Annotated in this window: 14 protein-coding genes and 1 pseudogene; 8 read left to right on the plus strand and 7 right to left on the minus strand. The window is 59.7% G+C overall.

The genetic code is table 11. The features are described 5' to 3' along the window. The first annotated feature begins 6 nt into the window (after nt 1-6). Nucleotides 7-762: an ATP-binding cassette domain-containing protein gene (locus AC0V6O_RS14230; RefSeq protein WP_486145648.1), complete on the plus strand. Its 756-nt coding sequence runs from the start codon at nt 7-9 to the stop codon at nt 760-762. Continuing rightward, nucleotides 759-2,297, plus strand: a complete 1,539-nt coding sequence (locus tag AC0V6O_RS14235; RefSeq protein ID WP_486145023.1) for a glycine betaine ABC transporter substrate-binding protein — start codon at nt 759-761, stop codon at nt 2,295-2,297. Before AC0V6O_RS14230 ends, AC0V6O_RS14235 begins: the two co-directional genes overlap by 4 nt. Here AC0V6O_RS14235 and AC0V6O_RS14240 read toward each other — a convergent pair. The 3 genes from AC0V6O_RS14240 to lgt all read right to left on the minus strand — a co-directional run bounded on the left by AC0V6O_RS14240 (nt 2,294) and on the right by lgt (nt 4,734). Next, nucleotides 2,294-2,725 (minus strand): DUF2147 domain-containing protein, encoded by a 432-nt coding sequence (locus AC0V6O_RS14240; RefSeq protein ID WP_486145025.1) that lies wholly within the window; start codon nt 2,723-2,725, stop codon nt 2,294-2,296. The genes AC0V6O_RS14235 and AC0V6O_RS14240 overlap by 4 nt on opposite strands. A gap of 69 nt (nt 2,726-2,794) precedes the next feature. Then, nucleotides 2,795-3,853: a class I SAM-dependent methyltransferase gene (locus AC0V6O_RS14245; RefSeq protein ID WP_472639945.1), complete on the minus strand. Its 1,059-nt coding sequence runs from the start codon at nt 3,851-3,853 to the stop codon at nt 2,795-2,797. After that, nucleotides 3,850-4,734, minus strand: a complete 885-nt coding sequence (gene lgt / locus AC0V6O_RS14250) for a prolipoprotein diacylglyceryl transferase (RefSeq protein WP_486145028.1) — start codon at nt 4,732-4,734, stop codon at nt 3,850-3,852. The genes AC0V6O_RS14245 and lgt overlap by 4 nt, the downstream gene beginning before the upstream one ends. Before the next feature lie 205 nt (nt 4,735-4,939). Between lgt and AC0V6O_RS14255 the strand changes: the two genes are divergently transcribed. Together AC0V6O_RS14255 and AC0V6O_RS14260 are read left to right on the plus strand one after the other, a co-directional pair. Then, nucleotides 4,940-6,646 carry a class I adenylate-forming enzyme family protein gene (locus tag AC0V6O_RS14255; protein ID WP_486145030.1) on the plus strand — a complete coding sequence of 569 codons (1,707 nt, stop codon included), beginning with the start codon at nt 4,940-4,942 and terminating at the stop codon, nt 6,644-6,646. A 25-nt stretch (nt 6,647-6,671) separates the two neighbouring features. Further along, the gene (locus AC0V6O_RS14260) at nt 6,672-9,452 is read left to right on the plus strand and encodes a [protein-PII] uridylyltransferase (RefSeq protein WP_486145032.1); all 2,781 of its coding nucleotides are present in this window, start codon (nt 6,672-6,674) and stop codon (nt 9,450-9,452) included. A 121-nt stretch (nt 9,453-9,573) separates the two neighbouring features. Here AC0V6O_RS14260 and AC0V6O_RS14265 read toward each other — a convergent pair whose 3' ends face one another. Together AC0V6O_RS14265 and AC0V6O_RS14270 are read right to left on the minus strand one after the other, a co-directional pair. Further along, the gene (locus AC0V6O_RS14265; RefSeq protein WP_486145034.1) at nt 9,574-10,050 is read right to left on the minus strand and encodes a hypothetical protein; all 477 of its coding nucleotides are present in this window, start codon (nt 10,048-10,050) and stop codon (nt 9,574-9,576) included. 6 nt (nt 10,051-10,056) lie between these two features. Beyond that, the gene (locus tag AC0V6O_RS14270; protein ID WP_486145036.1) at nt 10,057-10,722 is read right to left on the minus strand and encodes a YggS family pyridoxal phosphate-dependent enzyme; all 666 of its coding nucleotides are present in this window, start codon (nt 10,720-10,722) and stop codon (nt 10,057-10,059) included. Between the two features lie 35 nt (nt 10,723-10,757). Between AC0V6O_RS14270 and AC0V6O_RS14275 the strand changes: the two genes are divergently transcribed. The 4 genes from AC0V6O_RS14275 to AC0V6O_RS14290 all read left to right on the plus strand — a co-directional run bounded on the left by AC0V6O_RS14275 (nt 10,758) and on the right by AC0V6O_RS14290 (nt 15,941). After that, the gene (locus tag AC0V6O_RS14275; protein WP_486145038.1) at nt 10,758-11,318 is read left to right on the plus strand and encodes a thiamine phosphate synthase; all 561 of its coding nucleotides are present in this window, start codon (nt 10,758-10,760) and stop codon (nt 11,316-11,318) included. A gap of 191 nt (nt 11,319-11,509) precedes the next feature. Next, nucleotides 11,510-13,885 (plus strand): FtsK/SpoIIIE family DNA translocase, encoded by a 2,376-nt coding sequence (locus AC0V6O_RS14280; RefSeq protein ID WP_486145040.1) that lies wholly within the window; start codon nt 11,510-11,512, stop codon nt 13,883-13,885. A gap of 11 nt (nt 13,886-13,896) precedes the next feature. After that, nucleotides 13,897-14,322 carry a thiol-disulfide oxidoreductase DCC family protein gene (locus tag AC0V6O_RS14285; RefSeq protein WP_486145042.1) on the plus strand — a complete coding sequence of 142 codons (426 nt, stop codon included), beginning with the start codon at nt 13,897-13,899 and terminating at the stop codon, nt 14,320-14,322. After that, a complete protein-coding gene (locus AC0V6O_RS14290) occupies nt 14,319-15,941 on the plus strand; it encodes a saccharopine dehydrogenase family protein (protein WP_486145044.1) in 1,623 nt (540 codons plus the stop codon). Before AC0V6O_RS14285 ends, AC0V6O_RS14290 begins: the two co-directional genes overlap by 4 nt. A gap of 81 nt (nt 15,942-16,022) precedes the next feature. Here the strand turns inward: AC0V6O_RS14290 and AC0V6O_RS14295 are convergent. Further along, nucleotides 16,023-17,085 (minus strand): annotated as a pseudogene (locus tag AC0V6O_RS14295) (substrate-binding domain-containing protein). Nucleotides 17,086-17,198: 113 nt separating this feature from the next. Further along, nucleotides 17,199-18,572 carry an OprO/OprP family phosphate-selective porin gene (locus tag AC0V6O_RS14300; protein ID WP_486145046.1) on the minus strand — a complete coding sequence of 458 codons (1,374 nt, stop codon included), beginning with the start codon at nt 18,570-18,572 and terminating at the stop codon, nt 17,199-17,201. Nucleotides 18,573-18,664: the final 92 nt, after the last annotated feature.

Consider the following 18,664-nt stretch of genomic DNA (forward strand, 5'->3'; position numbering starts at 1 on the left):
ACCTTGCTGAAATTTGAGGGCGCCAGTCGCCAATACGGCGATGTGATCGCGGTGGGTTCGGTTGACCTCGAGATCGCCAAAGGCAGCTTCGTCGCTTTGGTCGGGGCATCCGGATCTGGCAAATCGACGCTCCTCAAAATGGTCAACACTTTGGAAGTGCCCAGCGCCGGTAGAATCCTGTTCGCGGGCGATGATGTCTCCGCTCAGCCGCCAGCAGCTCTGCGCCGCCGGATCGGCTATGTCTTTCAAGGGATCGGTCTGTTCCCGCATCTGCGCGTGGGAGAGAACATCGCAATCGGTCCGCGCCTCGCGGGTGAGACTTTGGACGCACAGCGCATTACGCAGCTGCTCGAACTGGTGGAACTGGAAGGCGCAATGGCGAATAGAATGCCGGACGAGCTGTCTGGCGGTCAGCGCCAGCGGGTCGGCGTCGCCCGTGCGCTAGCGATTGAGCCGGAATTGCTGCTGATGGATGAGCCGTTTGGCGCGCTCGATCCGATCACGCGCGATGCCCTGGGCGAAACCGTCAGAGAGCTGCATGAACGCCTCGGCCTCACCACCATCATGGTGACCCACGATATGGCCGAGGCTCTGCTGCTGGCGGACCGAGTGCTGGTGATGGAAGCGGGCGCGATCGTCGCCGATGAAACGGCGCATGCACTGCTCGCAGGCAAAGGCGGAGACACTGCGCAAGGCCTCGTCGCTGTGCCGCGCCAGCAAGCGGAAAAGCTCGCTGCGATGGAGGCGAGCGGGCCAAAGTGAGCGAATTTCTCGACATACTCTTTGGCCTTGGCGACAAGCTGACTGCGCATATCGTGCTCGCGGCCAGCGCGATTGGCCTTGGCATTGCAGTTGGTCTGCCGCTCGCAGTCTGGGCTAGCCGCTCGCGCCCTGTCGCACGGGTCGCATTGGGCTTTGCGAGCCTCGTTCAGACCATCCCAGCGCTGGCATTGCTGGCGCTTTTCTTCCCGATTCTACTGAGCCTGCGCGCCGTGTTTGGCGAAGGCCTGCCGACGCTCGGCTTTCTACCCGCGCTGCTCGCACTCGCGCTCTATGCCCTGCTGCCGATCCTGCGCAATGCCGTGACCGCACAGGCCAATCTCGATCCCGGCGTGCTGGAAGCGGCCGATGGCGTCGGCATGACCAGCTGGCAGAAATTGCGGCTGGTTGAGGCCCCGCTATCCGCGCCCTTCATCATGGCCGGCATTCGCACCGCCAGCGTATGGACCATTGGCGCGGCCACGCTCTCCACCACGATTGGCCAGCCGAGCCTGGGCGATCCGATCTTTGCCGGGCTGCAGACGCAGAACTGGGCGCTGGTGCTGGCAGGCTGTTTCGCCAGCGCGGCTCTGGCGCTGATCGCGGACAATTTGCTTGGCCTGATCGAGCGCGGCCTTGCCCGCCGATCGAAAGTCATGTGGGGCAGCGGGCTGATCGCGGTTGCCGCTGGTATTGTCGCAGCGCTCAGCGTGCAATTCGGCGGGACAAAGGAAGACATGATCATCATCGCGTCGAAGCAATTCTCCGAGCAATACATCCTCGCGCAATTGATCGGATCGCGGCTGGAGGCGGCGGGCTATGCAGTTGAATACCGCGACGGCCTGGGCTCGGCCGTGGTGCACAATGCGGTCACCAGCTCAGCGATCGATATCTCGGTCGATTACACCGGCACGATCTGGACCAACAATTTGAAACGCACCGACAATCCAGGGCGCGAGGCGATGTACCAGACCATCAAGGACTGGGAGGCGGAGGAGAACGGCGTGCTCGTGCTCGGGCGGCTGGGGTTTGAGAACGCCTATGCCTTCGCCATGCGCGAAGATCGCGCAGCGGAATTGGGCCTCACCTCGCTGGAGGATTTGGTCCGTGTCGCCCCTCAGCTGACCGTTGGCGGCGATCCCGAATTCTTCGAACGCCCAGAATGGATCGCGGTGCGCGATGCCTATGGCATGCGCTTTGGCCAAACGCGCAATTTCTCGCCAACCTTCATGTACAATGCACTGACCTCTGGCGAGGCCGATGTGATCAGCGCCTACACCTCCGACGGGCGCATTGCGGCGGACCGGCTCGTGGTGCTGGACGACCCACGCGAGGCTTTGCCCAGCTATGATGCGATGCTGATGATTTCGCCGCGCCGGGCGAATGATGCGGCGCTTCTGGCGGTGCTTGAACCGTTGATCGGAGCCATCAGCGTCGATGCCATGCGCGAGGCGAACTTCGCCGTCGACCGGCAAGAGGATAAGCTCAGCCCGAAAGAGGCGGCTGAGCAATTGGCCGTTGAACTAGGCTTAGACTAGCGCGCTTTACGCCACAGCTGTGTTTGGCAAAATGGGCCGATACATCCCTTCACTTCCAAGACGTTCGCGCTTTTGCGGCGCAAGACTGAACGATAGCTTTTGCCATCATTTGGATCGTAAATGCGTCCGCGCCAAACATCGCCATCTTGTTTGAAACTGGTCAGGATTGGCAGGCCCAGCAGCTTGCGGTTCCGCTTTGCTTTGTCAGGATTGTAAATATCACGCTGATCGGCCCCATCAGGCGGAGTGACAAGAAAACGTGCGATCCTGCCGCAGGTGGTTGCACCGCATTTGCCAATAGAAACGACCGCATCTTTATCTTCCGTAACCCAGCGCCCCGAGATCGGATCAGCGGCGTAGGCCGGGCTGGCAGTCGCCGCGATGGCAGCCAGAACGGGGGCGACGATAGCAAAGCGCAGCTGCATCATATTCTCCAAAATTATAGGCACGGTTATAAAAGAGCATTCGCAGGCGGAGCGCCAGTGGTTACAACCCGCTCAAAAGCCGGCGCCATGCTTGGGCCAGCCGCCGCCCGACAGGCCTATGACCTTGAACAGCTCACCCATTTGCCCGGCCTCCACCAGCCGGTCTCTTTGTCGTTGAAGCTTGGCCGCATTTTCTGGCGATTGCCGCTGCAATGCCTCCAGCCGCGCATCGATCCCGAGCGCGCTCAGCCATTGCCCCTGCGTGGTCAACCCCATGACATTCGCACCGTGCTGCTCCGCCGTCTCGCTTAGCTGGCCAAAATCGACATGCGCGGTCAGGTCTGCCTCACCCGGCGTGGCAAAGACATCGACCTTTTGATGCGCACGGATCGCTTGCAGGGTTGAGCCGGGAATGAGTTTCGCCGCGCCATAATCCACCACCAGCGCCGCGCCGCCTTGACCTGTGAGCCGCTCGGCAATCTCGGCCATAACGCTCGCGGCGGCAGGACAAGTCTCGATCAATGTGCCTTCAGCGGCACCGCGCCACTGCTCCGGGACGGCGGCATCCATCGGCTTGTCACCGGCAACGAAGACGAGGTCGTCGCCCTCCAACCCGATCATCCGTTCGCGCCAGCCGCCGGGCGTGCGCAGCAATTGGCGGATCGGCAGCGCATCGAAAAATTCATTCGCCACCAGTAGGATCGGCGCATCATCAGGCAGGCTGCCAACATCATCGTGATGCGTAGCGCCAGACATGGCGCCGCGTTGAACGGCGCGCAGGCTTTCCGACCCCTCAACAAAATGCACTTGAGGCTTAAGCCCGAAACGCGCCGCCGTGCGCAGAGCATCACTAGCCAGTGTGCCGCGTCCTGGGCCAAGCTCGACATAATGGACATGCTCTGGTGAGCCCATTTGCGACCACAGATCCGCCAGCCACAGGCCGATCAGCTCACCGAACATCTGGCTGATTTCAGGCGCAGTGATAAAATCACCGCCACTGCCCAGCGGATCGCGGCTGGTGTAATAGCGCGCGTTGCTCTCACCCATGAATTGCGGCAGGCTGATCGGCCCAGTCTCTCGGATCAACCGGCGAAACATGGCCGTCAGCTCGCCAGTGGCGCGCTCACTCATGCGGAGGCCGACGCGCTCCCGCCGGTGCCGACAGGCTTTTTCATGACTGCATACGCCGTTACGGCCAGACCGATCAGGATAATTGGAATGGTCAACCATTGACCCTGGCTAAGGCCGGTCTCAGTGACCCGGTAGGCCAGCTGAGCATCGGGCTCGCGGAAGAATTCATTGATAAAGCGTGCGCTGCCAATGCCGAGCAGGAACACGCCCGAGAGCAGCCCGCGGCGATAGCGCGCGCCGGTTTTCCAGAACAGCAGCAACAAAATAATGAGCAGCAGCAGGCCTTCGAGCCCCGCTTGGTAGAGCTGGCTGGGATGGCGAGCGACTTCGCCCCCGCCGGGAAAGATCATACCCCAGGCGACATCCGTCGGGCGACCCCACAACTCACCATTGTTGAAATTGGCCAGCCGTCCCAGGAACATACCCATCGGTACGGTGGTGCAAACATAGTCGGCGACCCGCACGAAATCGAGCTTGCCAGACCAAGAGACCCAAACCATCGCCGTGAGCACACCGAGAAGGCCGCCGTGGAAGCTCATGCCGCCGTCCCACAGCCTCAGCAGCTTCCAGCTGACAAAGCCCTCTCCGCTGAAATCGGTAAACAGTTCAGGCTGATAGAACATGGCATAGCCCAATCGCCCGCCAAGGATCACGCCAAGTGTGCAATAGAAAAACAGATCATCGGCGTGCCGCTGAGCCATCGGGGCGCCGGGCTGCTTGAGCATTTTGGACACGTGCCAATAAGCAAAAATAACGCCCAGCAGATAGGCCAGCGAATAATATCGCAAGGTGAAGAAGCCCAGATCAATGCCCGGCGTAAATCCAAGCTCTGCCCAATAGATTGGGTCGGCGGCGCCGCTGGCGGCGAGTAATGACAGCACGAAGCGAACCTCTTATTCACGCAAATGAGACGTCAAAGCGCCTTTGACGCGCCCTTGATGCGCGGCTTTTGGCACAGCGAATGGCCCGGGGGAACCCTCCGTTATCGGTGCGCATTACAAGTAAGAGGAAAACGGGCGTCGGTTTGCGCTTGCCGCACGCTGGCGCTCACCTAAAAAGAATAAAAAGATAAGGAGAGAGATTCGCATGCCCACACAGCTGGACACTGCACTTGAGGCGATCATCGGAGAGTTGACCAAAGAAGGTCAGCCATTTGTCACCAAACAGGTTGAACGTGGCGGGGTGGAAATGCCCGCATTTCTGGGCGCGCCGCCAACTTTGGCGCATTATTTCGCGCATTTCTGCAACGAGCACAAAGATGTAGAATTTTTGGTCGATGGCGATCTGCGCATGACCTTTGGCGAATGCTGGCATGCGGCAACCCATGTTGCCCACGGTCTAGCGACCCAGCATGACGTGCAGAAAGGCGACCGGATCGGGATCGCGGCACGCAATTCGGCCAATTGGATGATCGCCTATATGGGCATCATCATGGCTGGCGGCTGCGCGACCTTGCTCAACGGTTTCTGGTCGGGTGATGAGCTCGCCTACGGTATCCGCCTGGCTGAATGTAAAGCGGTGGTGGTTGATGCGGGCCGGGCGAAACGTCTGGAAGGCACAGATCACAGCGCCAAGCTGATCATGATGGAGCACGACTGCGCGCCATCACAGGGCCTCAAGGCGACTTGGGCCGAGGGGCAGACCGCCATGGCGATGCTCGGCCAGTTGGGCGCAGATGACCTGGCGACCATTCTCTACACCTCTGGATCGACCGGCCAGTCGAAAGGCGCATGGTCCGATCACCTCGGCGTGGTCAGCGGTACAATGAACTATGTAGCGCAAAGCGCGATGGCCAAGCTGTTGCTGGAAAGTCAGGGTCAGGAACTCGCTGACCAGCCATGTGCGCTGATCGCTGTGCCGCTGTTCCATGTCACCGGCGAAATTCCGCTATTCCTTCAATCCTATGCGATTGGCCGCAAGCTGGTGCTGATGCCGAAATGGGACGCAGAAGATGCGCTACGCCTGATGGAGGCAGAAAACGTAACCTATTTCGTTGGCGTTCCGCTGATGAGCTATGAGATGGCGACCCATCCAAACCGCGGCAGCTACGATCTTTCCGCTTGTAAGAGCTTTGCCGCTGGCGGGGCGCCCCGCCCGGTTGAACACGTCAACAAGATCAAGGAAGCCTTCCCAGAAGGCTTCCCGCTGCTCGGCTATGGCCTGACTGAAACCAATGCGGTGGGCTGCGGCAATTTCAACGAAAATTACATAGCGAAGCCAGGATCGACCGGCAAAGCCAGCCTGCCACTGGTTGATCTGCGCATCCTCAATGATGACGGCGATGAGCTGGCTCAGGGCGATGTTGGGGAGGTCTGCATCCGCTCGGTCGCGAATTTCCGTGGCTATTGGAATAATGACGAGGCAACCGCCGCCGCTTTCACCGACAATCAGTTCTTCCGCACTGGTGATCTCGGTTATCTCGATGAAGATGGCTATCTCTTCATCGTCGACCGCAAGAAAGACATTATCATTCGCGGCGGTGAGAACATCACCTGCATCGAAGTGGAAGATGCGATCTATGCGCATGCCGACATCGCAGAATGCTCTGTTTTCGGCCTACCGGATGAGCGCATGGGCGAAGTGCCAGCGGCGATTTTCCGCGTGAAAGACAGTGCGGCGGCGATGAACCAGGCGCAGTTGCGTGAGTTTCTGCTCGGCCGGATTGCGCCGTTCAAAGTACCACTGGAAGAGCATATCTTCGTCTCAACCGAAGCGCTGCCGCGCCTCGGCACGCAGAAGATCGACAAGAAGAGCCTGCGCGAGCAATTCACCGCGCAAATGGAACAAGCATGAGGGCGCCGGGCACGCTGCATAGAGCATGACGGCTGTGCCCGGCCCTGCGAAAACGCCGCGCGTGCCTCGACAGCGCGCGATCATCGATCGCCGTGCTCTGGCAGAGCAGGTCACTGCTCTCGCTGAGGAGCGCGGGGCCGATGGGCGCACTCAGATTGTCGAGACGCTGCGCAGCGCCTTGGACACGGGCCGCGCGGAACTATCTGAACGGCTAAAACAAAAGCCCTCCGCCGGGCACGAATGCGTCGCGGGCCATGCCTTTCTGGTCGATCAATTGGTACGCGTGATCCACGATTACGTAACCAGCCATGTCTATCCCGTCGCCAACCGTACCACCGCGGAACGTCTCTCAATCCTGGCGGTCGGCGGTTATGGCCGCGCGGAAATGGCGCCGCATTCCGATGTCGACATCGCCTTTATCACCCCGATGAAGCGCGCGCCCTGGTGCGAGCAGGTGATTGAGGCGATCCTCTATCTGATGTGGGATTTGGGCCTGAAGGTCGGACATTCCAGCCGCACCATTGCCGACACGATGAGCATGGCCCAGGAGGATCTGACGATCCGCACCGCTCTGCTCGAAGGGCGCTTCATCTGGGGCGACCAGCCGCTCTATGACCAGCTCAGCACCCGTTTCTGGAGCGAGGTTGTCAGCGGCAGCGAGCGGCAATTCCTCACCCAAAAGCTCGACGAGCGCAACGAGCGGCACAAGCGGATGGGCAACAGCCGCTATGTCGTGGAGCCGAACATCAAAGAGGGCAAAGGCGGCCTGCGCGATCTGCAAACATTGTATTGGATCGGCAAATATATTCACCGCGCCCGCAATGCCGCCGATCTGGTCGATGTCGGCCTGCTGACTAGCCAAGAATATCGCAGTTTCCGCCGCGCAGAAGGATTCTTGCTCGCGGTGCGATGCCACATGCACGATCTTACCGACAGAGCTGAAGATCGGCTGACCTTTGACCTGCAGCGGCAGGTAGCAGAGCGGATGAATTTTGCCGATCGGCCAGGCAAGAGCGCGGTTGAACGCTTCATGCAGTTCTATTTCCTGCAGGCAAAAAGGGTGGGCAGCCTGACCGGCGTGTTCCTGGCTCACCTGGATCAGAAGTTCGCGAAGAAACGCGCCTCCAGCGGCTTTTTTGCAGGCTGGGGTCAAAAATCTCGTACGCTCAAAGGCTACACCGTGTTTGGCGGCAAGATTAAGGCCCCGACCAACAAATGGTTCCGCGATGATCCGGTCCGCCTGATTGAACTGTTCCAACTGGCGGAAGCGGAGGGTCTTGAGGTTCATCCCGAAACCATGCGCCAGGCCGACCGTGACAGCCGCCTGATCAACCGCGCAGTCCGCCGGGATAAGCGCGCCAATGCTCTGTTCCTGTCGCTGCTCGGCGGCCGCAATGATCCTGAAACGGCATTGCGCTGGATGAATGAGGCAGGCGTTTTTGGCCGCTTCGTCCCCGATTTTGGCCGGGTGAACGCTCAGATGCAGTTCGACATGTATCACCACTATACCGTCGACGAACATACGATCCGCGCGATTGGCCTGCTCAACAAGATCGAAAAGGGCGAGCTGAAGGACGACCACCCGCGCGCCACGCGGATCATTCACAAGCTCAAATCGCGCCGCGCGCTGTATGTCGCGGTGCTGCTGCATGACATTGCCAAGGGACGAGGCGGCGATCATTCGGTGCTGGGCGCAGAAGTCGCCGAAGAGCTGTGCCCGCGCTTTGGCCTGGATGAAGAAGAGACAGAGTTGGTCGCGTGGCTGGTGCTGCAACATCTGCTGATGAGCTCCACCGCGCAAAAGCGTGACCTCACCGACCCGCAGACCATCGAAACCTTCGTGGCGGAGGTGCAAAGCCTGGAGCGTCTGCGCAATCTGGCGATCCTGACCGCAGTCGACATTCGCGCGGTTGGCCCCGGCACCTGGAACAGCTGGAAAGGCCAGCTGCTAGGCGAATTGTTTGACGGGGCGCAAGAGCGCCTGCGGCTTGGCCATATGCGGCATGGCCGCAAGGAACGCGTTGCTGCCAAGAAAGCAGCGGCGGGCGAATTGCTGGGCGAGAAATCGGCGTTGGTCGAGGAAGTCGGCGATCTGCTGAGCGATGCCTATTGGATCGCTGAACCGGTGGACATCATCGCGCTCAACCTGGTTCAATATGATGTGGCCCGCAAAGTTGAAGACCATCTCTCGATCCATTGCGAAGTCTATGAACAGCGCGGCGCGACCCTCGTCAGTGTGATCGCGGCCGACGATGCGGGCCTGTTTTACCGTATTGCCGGCGGCATCCATCTGGCCGGTGCAAACATTATTGATGCCCGCATTCACACCGCGAAGAGTGGTTATGCCGTCGATAATTTCCTGGTTCAGGATCAACATGGCCAGCCGTTCAGCGAAGACACACAAATTGCGCGCCTGAAGACAGCGATCACAGACGCACTGACGGGCAAGACCTCTTTGGTGCCGAAACTGGCCGCCCGCCCGCTGCCGCATCGCCAGTCAAAGGCGTTTTCCGTCGCTCCGCGGGTCAATTTCGACAACGATGCCTCTGGCCGCTTCACCCTGATAGAGGTGACCGCGCGCGATCGCCCGGCGTTGCTCAACCGCTTGGCCCATGCGCTCTATCAGTCGAACCTGATCGTCCATTCGGCCCATATCACCGCATATGGGGAGCGGGTGGTGGATACGTTCTATGTGACTGATTTGACCGGTGCGAAGGTCAAGGCGGCAGAGCGGTTGAATGAAATTCGCAGCGCTCTGCTAGAGGCGGCAAGCGATGAGAAACAGCGCCAGCTGGAGAAGGTTTGAGGGTGGTTTGCTCTGCGGACCCCAGCCACCCGCTCCCTCCACCCTTCCACCCGGATGGTATCCCGGTAGGCTCCGGGTGGAAGGGTGGAGGGAGCGGGTGGCTGGGCCTAATCAAACCAAACTAACCGTCTGCCATCACCAATAGCAGCGCGATCTTGCGACTATCAAAACCGACAAAAGCCCATTCAAAGGTCGCATCAGAAATCGGGTTCCACAATCCATCAAACCGATTGCTCAGGATCGTGCGATGCGCAGACTCAAAGGCGTTGATGAACGCATTTGCGCAGGCTCCCGCGCGCCCTGCGCCTAGCCATTGTTGGCGCTGCACCATCTCGCGCTCAAACGCGTCGGACATGACTGTAAGCGCCGCTCTTGCTCCGCTGGCATCCGCGCTCGCATCAAGCATCTCCCAATTGAAGCCGATTTGCTTGAAGCCAAATTGAGCGACAAACCTGTCCGCAATCACGCTGGGCGCATCGAAGCATTCCTCGAAGGATGCATATTCAAAACGAACATCCGCCACCGCGCCAAGAGGTTCCAGCCAGTCGGCACCAAAGGCCTTTAGCTCGGCAAGATCATCAGGCGCTGCGGCACTCATCGAGCCTTAGCCCCCACGCGCACCGAACAGGGCCGTGCCTACCCGCACATGCGTCGCGCCCAGCTGGACCGCCGTCTCATAATCGCCGCTCATCCCCATGGAGAGGCCCGCAAGGCCATTGTCCTGCGCAATCTTATGGAGCAGCGCGAAAAACGGCGCAGGCTCGATGCCGGCAGGCGGCAAGCACATCAGGCCCGCGACCGGAATGCCCGCCTCGCGCGCCTTGGCGAGCAAATCCGGTACATCGGCAATGGCGCAGCCGCCCTTTTGCTCTTCCGCGCCAATATTGACCTGGATAAAACACGGCACCTTTCTGCCCGTCTTGTCCATCGCCTTGGCCAGAGCTTTCAGCAGGCTTGCCCGATCAAGCCCATGGATACAGTCGAACAATTCCACCGCATCCTCCGCCTTGTTCGATTGCAATTGCCCGATCAGATGCAGCTCCACATCGGGATATTGCGCGCGCAATGCGGGCCATTTATCCTGCGCCTCTTGCACGCGGTTTTCGCCAAACACACGCTGCCCCTCCTCCAGCAGCGGCACAATCCGCTCTGCCGGATGGGTTTTGCTGACTGCGATCAGGGTGACATCCTGAGCTTCACGCCGCGCAATCTTGCACATCTTGGCAATTTTGGCCTGCACTTCGCCAAGCGGTGTCTGAGCTAATTCCATATCGTCTTGTCCTTTGCCCGCGCTATAGCGGAGCCATGGCGTCACACCAGACCATCGCTGCCGGCTTGCCCAATTTGTGGCTCATCTCTGATGCGCGCAATGATGCTGGGCTGGAGCAGGCCCTGCGCGCCTTGCCGGGCGGCAGCGGGTTTATCTATCGCCATTATCATTTAGGCGACCCAGCCCGGTGGGAGCGATTTCGCGCGCTGCGCAAGGTTGCCAAGGCGCGCGGACATGTGGTCATTTTAGCCGATAGCGCGCTGACCGCGCGGGAATGGGGCGCAGATGGCATTTACGGTCCGGTCCGATCTTTGACCCCGCGCCGCTCAGACATGCTGCATCTCGCCACCGCACATGACCTGCGTGAAATTGGCCTTGCGAACCGCTTTGGCGCGGATGCTGTGCTACTCTCACCGGTGTTCCCAACCCGCTCTCATCCCGGCGGCAAAGTGCTTGGAACCACTCGTTTTCAGAGCCTTAGCCAGTATTCCCATACGCCTGTAATCGCATTGGGAGGGATGAATGCTCAGCGTGCAAAGCGGCTAGCGTGGCACAGTCATTCTGTGCGCTGGGCCGCGATCGACGGGCTTTCCTGAGCTACCTGTAAGAGGACCGTTACCGCCCGCACCCTCCACCCTTCCACCCGGATCAGCTTCGGAAAACATCCGAGTGAAAGGGTGGAGTGCGTGTATCCAAACCAGCCAGTTTCACCGTACTATCGCTCTTGGCTTGACCCCGAGTCCTCGCTCTGCGATTCTTGGGCGACCAATTCAAAGGACGCGAGAATATGGCGACACGGGCCATCAACACCAGAAAAGCCAATCCAGACTGGCGGGCAGCTTTCCGCCGGTCGATGCGCCGCTTTGCGCAGATGACAGGCGCGGCCGCGCTGATCGGGACGCTCGGCTTTCTCTCGCTCTCGCTCGCCAGCTACACCCAAACCGATCCCAGCCCCTCAACCGCCGCTGCGGCCAACGAAGTCAGCAATTGGATGGGTGTGTGGGGCGCATGGGCGGCCGACCGGGTTCTGTTCGCATTTGGCCTGACCGCGATCCTGCTCTTGCCGCTGCTCTATATCTCGGCGCGCAAATTGTGGCTCGATGTTGAAAACGGCGATGAAGAAGAGACCACGCGTTGGTGGCTGCCCACTGGCCTGCTGCTGATCGCAATGGTCCTGCTATCCACTGTGCTGTCGCTCGCCTTTGACGGGACGGGCGGCACTTTGCCCGCACAATTGGGCGGCGTTTCGGGCTTACTTGGAGCCTCCGCCATCGAGGCAGTGGCTGGAAGGTTCGGCGAAGGTGCACAAGGCTGGGTCATCTTGGGTCTAGCGCTCGCTTCACTCGCCGCCGGTGTCGCGCTGCTCACGCGTATCTTCGCGATTGATTGGCGGGCGCTGCTGACCCTGCCAGACTTTGTACGCGGCAAATTGCTGGCGCGCGTGCCCGGCTTTGGGGGCCTGCCCGACGGGCCTGACCTGTCGCTGCCCAAGCTGTCCAGTGAGCCGAAAAAGGCCAAAGCCAAGGGTAAGGACAAGGCCGAGCCGGTCATTGAGCCATCCCCGCGCCGCGCGCCGGAAATCACCGATCCGTCTGCCCCGCCAAAACGCGCGGCCATGGCCAAAACAAAGCAGCGCGATATGTTCGCGACCTATGATCTACCCAGCCTAGATCTCCTCACCCCGCCGCCAGAGGACTTCGCGCCCAGGCTCGACAAGCTGGCGCTGGAGCGCAATGCGCGCCTGCTCGAAAACGTCCTCGACGATTTCAATGTGAAGGGCGAGATCACTGCCGTTCGCACTGGTCCCGTCGTCACCATGTACGAGCTGGAGCCTGCGCCGGGCATCAAGGCCAGCCGTGTGGTTGGCCTGGCCGAAGATATCGCGCGCAACATGTCGGCCATTTCAGCCCGCGTCTCGCCGATCCCCGGTAAGACCGTAATGGGCATTGAGTTGCCTAACGCAGACCGGCAAATGGTGATGCTGAAAGAGCTCGCCGCCTGCGCGGACTTTGCCGAAAGCAAGGGCGCATTGCCGATGATTCTGGGCAAGGACATCGCCGGTGAGCCGATCATCGCCGACCTTGCCGCGATGCCGCATTTGCTCGTCGCAGGCACCACCGGCTCTGGTAAATCGGTTGGTCTCAACTGTATTCTGCTGTCGCTGCTCTACCGCTTCACGCCGGCGGAATGCCGCATGATCCTGATCGATCCCAAGGTGCTGGAGCTGGCCAGCTACGACGACATTCCGCACCTGCTCTCACCCGTCGTGACAGAGCCGCACAAGAGCGTGCGGGCGCTCAAATGGGCGGTTGAGGAGATGGAGCGGCGTTATCGCATGATGTCCTCGGTCAACTCGCGCAATATCGGCAATTTCAACGAGAAGGTGAGCGCGGCTGCGGCCAAGGGCACGCCGCTGGGCCGCCGCGTGCAGACCGGATTTGATCCAGAAACCGGTGAAGAGCTGTATGAAGAGGAGCAGCTCGATTATGAACCATTGCCGCTGATCGTGCTGATCGTCGACGAGCTAGCCGACTTGATGGTCACCGTCGGCAAAGAGATCGAGGTTCTGATCCAGCGCCTCAGCCAGAAATCGCGCGCGGCCGGTATTCACCTGATCATGGCGACCCAGCGCCCATCGGTCGACGTCATCACCGGCGTGATCAAAGCCAACTTGCCGACCCGCATCAGCTTTAAGGTCACCAGCCGCATCGACAGCCGCACCATTCTGGGCGAGCAAGGCGCAGAGCAACTGCTGGGCAAAGGCGACATGCTGTATAAGCCAAACACCGGCGCGATGATCCGGGTCCACGGTCCGTTTGTCTCGGACGAAGAAGTTGAAGCGGTGGCTGACTTCTGGCGCGCTCAGGGCAAGCCTGACTATGTCGATGCGGTCACCGAGGAACCTGAAGACGGCGGCGGATTTGCCTTTGAAGACGAGATGACCGCCAGCGACGATCCGGCCGAGCGCAAGTATCGCCAGGCCTGCCAGGCAGTGTTTGAAGCGCAAAAGGCCAGCGGTTCCTGGCTGCAACGGCAAATGGGCGTCGGCTACAACACGGCAGCGAAATGGATCGAGCGGATGGAAGGCGAAGGTCTGGTCGGCCCAGCGAACCACGTCGGTCGGCGCGAGATTTACCGCGATCAGGACGGCAACCCGATCTAAGGCGGCTGGCCATGCCCGATGAAACCATGCAGCCGGGCGAGCGGAACCACGCAATCATCCTGTTCGATGCCGAATGCGTGCTGTGTTCGGCGAATGCGCGGTTCGTTCTAAAATTTGACCACACGGCTCATTTTCGCCTCGCCTCCATGCAAAGTGATGTTGGCGCCGATCTGTTTAGGCGTTTCGACATTGACCCCAGCGATCCCGACACAATCATCGTGCTTGAAGGCGCGCATGCCCGGCGCGACAGCGACGCAGTGATCGCCATTTACGAAGGGCTTGGCTGGCCGTGGAAGGCGGCAAAAGTGCTGCGCATATTCCCGCGCGCGATGCGCGATCCGGTTTACCGCCTGATTGCGCGCAACCGCTATAAGATCTTTGGCAAGCGCGAGACCTGCTGGCTGCCGCCGGAGCATTTGCGGGACCGCATGCTGTGAAGACAGCGGTGATAATCGGCGGCTATGGCGGGTTTGGGGCCCGGCTTGCGCGGCGATTGGACGTAGACGGTTGGCACCTCATCATCGCTGGCAGAAGCACCGAGAAAGCTGATGCAATGGCCAGCACATTGCAGTCCGCCAAAGGAATTCGGCTCGATCGCGGCGGTGACATTGCCCCATGCTTGGAGGCTCACACCCCCTTGTTCCTCATCGATGCAGCCGGCCCCTTTCAAGACAGCGATTACAAGGTGCCTGAGGCCTGCTGCGCACTCGGGGTGCATTATCTCGACCTTGCTGATGCGCGCGCATTTGTAACCGGCATCAGCGCGATGGATGCGCGAGCACGGGACGCGGGCGTGGCGGTGATTTCAGGAGCCTCCAGCGTTCCCGCGCTGTCTAGCGCGGTGCTGCGCGATCTCACCCAAGACTGCGAGGCGGTGACGCGGGTCGATATGGCGATTAGCGCTTCTGACAAGGCCAGCGCGGGCACTTCGGTCGCATCGGCGATCCTGTCTTACGTGGGTCAGAAGCTGCGCATCTGGCAGGGGCAGCGGTGGGGAACCTCGCATGGCTGGCAGCAGGTGGAACGAATAGGACTGAAGACTAAGGACGGCACGCGTATCTCGCGGCTGGTGGCTCTGGCGGATGTGCCCGATCTTGACCTCGTCCCCGCCTCTCTACCCGGAAAGCCGGCGACACGGTTTAGCGCCGGGCCGGAGTTCGGCTTCCAGGTGGTTGCCATGTGGCTGCTCAGTTGGACGGTGCGCTGGGGCTGGCTGCGTTCTTTGGTCGGATTGCGCAGGCTATTGCTGCCGCTGCAAAAACTCACCCAGCCATTTTCCGACGGCAACAGCTTTATGACGGTGCGCGCGTGCGTAAAAGGCTCCGACGGGTTTGAGAAACGCGCATGGCATCTGATCGCCAAGGATGGAAACGGCCCGGAGATCCCGGTCTTCGCCGCGCAATTGCTAGCCAACGCATTGGCAGGTGCAAAGGTGACCGCTGGTGCAAGAGCGGCCCATGAAGAGCTGACGCTTGCTCAGTTTGAGCCGCTGTTCAGCGAGCTTGACCTGGAGACGAGCACTAGCGCGGTCCCGTACGTTGCGCTCTACAAAAGAGTGCTCGGCGATAACTTCGAGCGCCTACCCAAGGCAGTGCGAGACTTACATATGCTCTGCGGAGACGCCGGTGCGCAGGGAAGTGCCACGGTCACTCGCGGGACGAACATTGTCGCTCGGCTGATTGCCGCCATCATCCGCTTTCCAGAGGCGGGAGAACACCAGCTGCACCTTGAATTTCGCGAGGATCATGGCCGCGAAAAATGGATCCGCGATTTCAGTGGACGCCGGTTTCACAGCGTTCTGGCAGAGGTGGACGGCCATTTGACCGAACGCTTTGGCCCATTGCGTTTCACTTTCGATCTGCCTGTCAGCGAACAAGGATTAGAAATGCAGATCACGCGCTGGACGGCCTTTGGCATTCCCATGCCGATGATGCTCGCGCCGCGCGTAAAGGCCAGCGAGACCCAGGATGGCGAAGACTTCATTTTCGATGTGGCCATGGCCCTGCCGCTGATCGGCGATCTGGTCCATTACAAAGGGCGACTACGGCCCACCTGAGCGACGCTGTAGAACTGCCAAAAGCAAAGGCGCGGCCCAGCATCAAGCCAGACCGCGCCCTCACGCAAATTCTATCGCTGATTACTCGGCCGCTGGCGCTTCCAGCTCAGCCTTGGTCAGTGTCAGAAGGTCGGTCACCCGCGCTTCGTTCGCCGCCATCACGTCGGCTGGCGATGCGACCAGGCCGATCTTGGCGAGCGGACCGTCAGCCTTCCAGTTCTTCACCCATTCAGCCAGGTACAGGTCGAGGCCTGGGATCGCGCTCATGTGGTTTTTCTTCACATAGACATAGAGCGGACGCGCGCCAGGATAAGCAAAGCTGGCGATGTTGTCATATGTCGGATCGACTTCGTTCATCGGCAGGCCTTTGACCTTGTCGGCGTTCTCTTCGAGGTAAGAGAAGCCGAACACGCCGACCGCACCGGGATCATTTTCGATCTTTTGAACGATCAGATTGTCCTGCTCGCTCTGGTCAACATAGGCACCGTCGCTGCGCACTTCGGTGCAAACCTGCTGATGTTTGTCTTTATCTTCCGCTTTCAGTGCTTCCATTTCTGGATTGCTGTCACAGCCAGCCTCAAGCACCAATTCTTTCAGCGCGTCGCGCGTGCCAGAGGTTGATGGCGGGCCGTAAACCAGGATCGGCTCAGCAGGCAGCGATGGATCAACATCGGCCCAGGTCTTGGCTGTTTGCTCGCCGCCATATGGGCTTTTTGCCAGCGCTTCGTAAACGATCCTTGGTGTGAGGTTCAGCGTGATGCCGTCTTGCGCAGCGGCAAACGCAATCCCGTCGAGGCCAACTTGCAATTCGATGATGTCATTAACACCGTTCGATGCGCAGGTCTCAAATTCACTGACCTTCATACGGCGTGATGCGTTGACCATGTCGGGTGTGTCGGCGCCTTCACCGCCGCAGAACAGCTTAATGCCGCCGCCAGAACCGGTGGATTCGATCAATGGTGATTTGTAGTCAGGGTTCGAGCGAGCGAAACTCTCTGCCACTTGCTTGGCAAATGGATAGACCGTCGACGAGCCAACAGCGCGGATCGAGATCGCGGGCACCGCCACCACCAGCGCCTTCGCTGCAACCAGCGACTGCGACCGAAGCCATAAGAGAGATTGCAATTGTTTTAGTGAGTTTCATCAGGATAGTCCTTGATAGAAGAATTCATGGGCGCGCTATGCGGCCTTTGTGACATGCTTATGACAGCAACAGGCGAAACGCAGAGCGTACCCCGCCATGCCGCCGCCGCGTAATTAGAAGTCGATCTGAGCGCGAATGCCAAAGGAATCCACGCCGTAAGACGTATCACCCGTGGCCGTTGGCAAGACCGCATCATTGTACTGCAGGCGACCGTAATTTGCGAGCAGCATGGTGTAATCGGTTGGCTTCCAAGCCAATGAGACGAAATAGCCGTTTTGCTGACCGCCCAGGATCGGCCCATCATTAAGGTCCAAATAGTCATAACGGAGGTTTAGCTGAAGCGATCCAAAGCCGCCCTCACCAACCGGATTCGCTGGCTTAGAGCGGCCAAAGACCCCACTCTTGTACCCGCGTGTATCCCCTTTGGTCAGGTAATAACCAACGCTCGCATAACCGCCAAAAAATGTCGGATCGGAGGCCGCCAGCGGGGTGTCGACAGTTTGCCAGAAAGTTTCAGCCTGTGCATGAAAACGCCCAGCAAGTACCGCAGCCTCTAACCCAACGCCCAACTCACTTTCCGCCGCAAAATTGCCAGTGCTTATGAACCGGTCAGAGGTGAAGTGGACCAGTGGCCGTTGGCGATAACGAACCGTGCTGCCGTCTTCGAGACTGTTGTAATGCAGCGAGCCGCCAAAGTGCAGCTGTGTATCGCCGACCTTGGGCATGAACACCGCCCGGCCATCCACGCTCCAATTTTGATTGGAGAGATCATCCATATTGTCAGTGAACACCCCGCCTTGCAGCAAGACATCACCCGCGTTGTATTCCGCGCCAATCCCGACGCGGCGCTCAAAACCAAACGCATCGGTAAAGGCAGCACGTTCTAGAAAAGTTGTGTGGACGCTGCTGGTGAGTTCTTCCAAACCTTGGAAGGTGTTAAAATGGCCAGCACTGATCTTAAGGCCGTCATCCTTATACGTGATAATCGCATCGGTGACGGTTAGATCGCTTCCGGCAAAATCAACCTCCACTTTGTAGCCAAAGCCTCCGGGAATTGAACCCGACACACCCAAACGCGCTCGGCGCGCTTCGCTGCCAAAGCCTTCATTGCCGGTGGCACCGTCCGGCGCGTTCACAAAGCCCGCATCATATTGCAAACGACCACGTGGCTTGAAGCTCCAACCGCCTTTGCCTTTGATCTCTGGCGCCCCTTTAAAGGCAATGGTGGTTCCATCGTCTTCTTGCTGAGTTTCCTGAACAGCCGCGATCGCCGTTCCGGCGGACTTAGCCTCGGCTTTCGCCGCCACGGCCTCCGCTTCGACCTCTTCCAGCTCACCTTCGAGCTGATCAATTCTGGCCGCCATTGCGGCCATTTGCGCGCGCATTTGCGCCATTTCTTCGCGCAGATCGCCGCCGTCTTGAGCGCTGGCAGGGGTGGAAACCACCATGGCGCCAGCGAGTGCAATAAGTGAAGTTTTACGTGTCATTGGATTCCCCAACCTTTGCAGATTCGAGACGCCTCTATGACCGGTATGCGACGGATTAGTGACAATCGCTGCCATAACTTTTCAACAGGCCA

This window comes from Erythrobacter sp. JB2-19, assembly GCF_057365005.1.

Bases quoted from the DNA above. Each gene is read 5' to 3' on its own strand.
- AC0V6O_RS14240 (WP_486145025.1), bottom strand. From the start codon at position 2,725: ATGATGCAGCTGCGCTTTGCTATCGTCGCCCCCGTTCTGGCTGCCATC.
- AC0V6O_RS14245 (WP_472639945.1), bottom strand. From the start codon at position 3,853: ATGAGTGAGCGCGCCACTGGCGAGCTGACGGCCATGTTTCGCCGGTTG.
- AC0V6O_RS14255 (WP_486145030.1), top strand. From the start codon at position 4,940: ATGCCCACACAGCTGGACACTGCACTTGAGGCGATCATCGGAGAGTTG.
- AC0V6O_RS14260 (WP_486145032.1), top strand. From the start codon at position 6,672: ATGACGGCTGTGCCCGGCCCTGCGAAAACGCCGCGCGTGCCTCGACAG.
- AC0V6O_RS14265 (WP_486145034.1), bottom strand. From the start codon at position 10,050: ATGAGTGCCGCAGCGCCTGATGATCTTGCCGAGCTAAAGGCCTTTGGT.
- AC0V6O_RS14270 (WP_486145036.1), bottom strand. From the start codon at position 10,722: ATGGAATTAGCTCAGACACCGCTTGGCGAAGTGCAGGCCAAAATTGCC.
- AC0V6O_RS14275 (WP_486145038.1), top strand. From the start codon at position 10,758: ATGGCGTCACACCAGACCATCGCTGCCGGCTTGCCCAATTTGTGGCTC.
- AC0V6O_RS14280 (WP_486145040.1), top strand. From the start codon at position 11,510: ATGGCGACACGGGCCATCAACACCAGAAAAGCCAATCCAGACTGGCGG.
- AC0V6O_RS14285 (WP_486145042.1), top strand. From the start codon at position 13,897: ATGCCCGATGAAACCATGCAGCCGGGCGAGCGGAACCACGCAATCATC.
- AC0V6O_RS14300 (WP_486145046.1), bottom strand. From the start codon at position 18,572: ATGACACGTAAAACTTCACTTATTGCACTCGCTGGCGCCATGGTGGTT.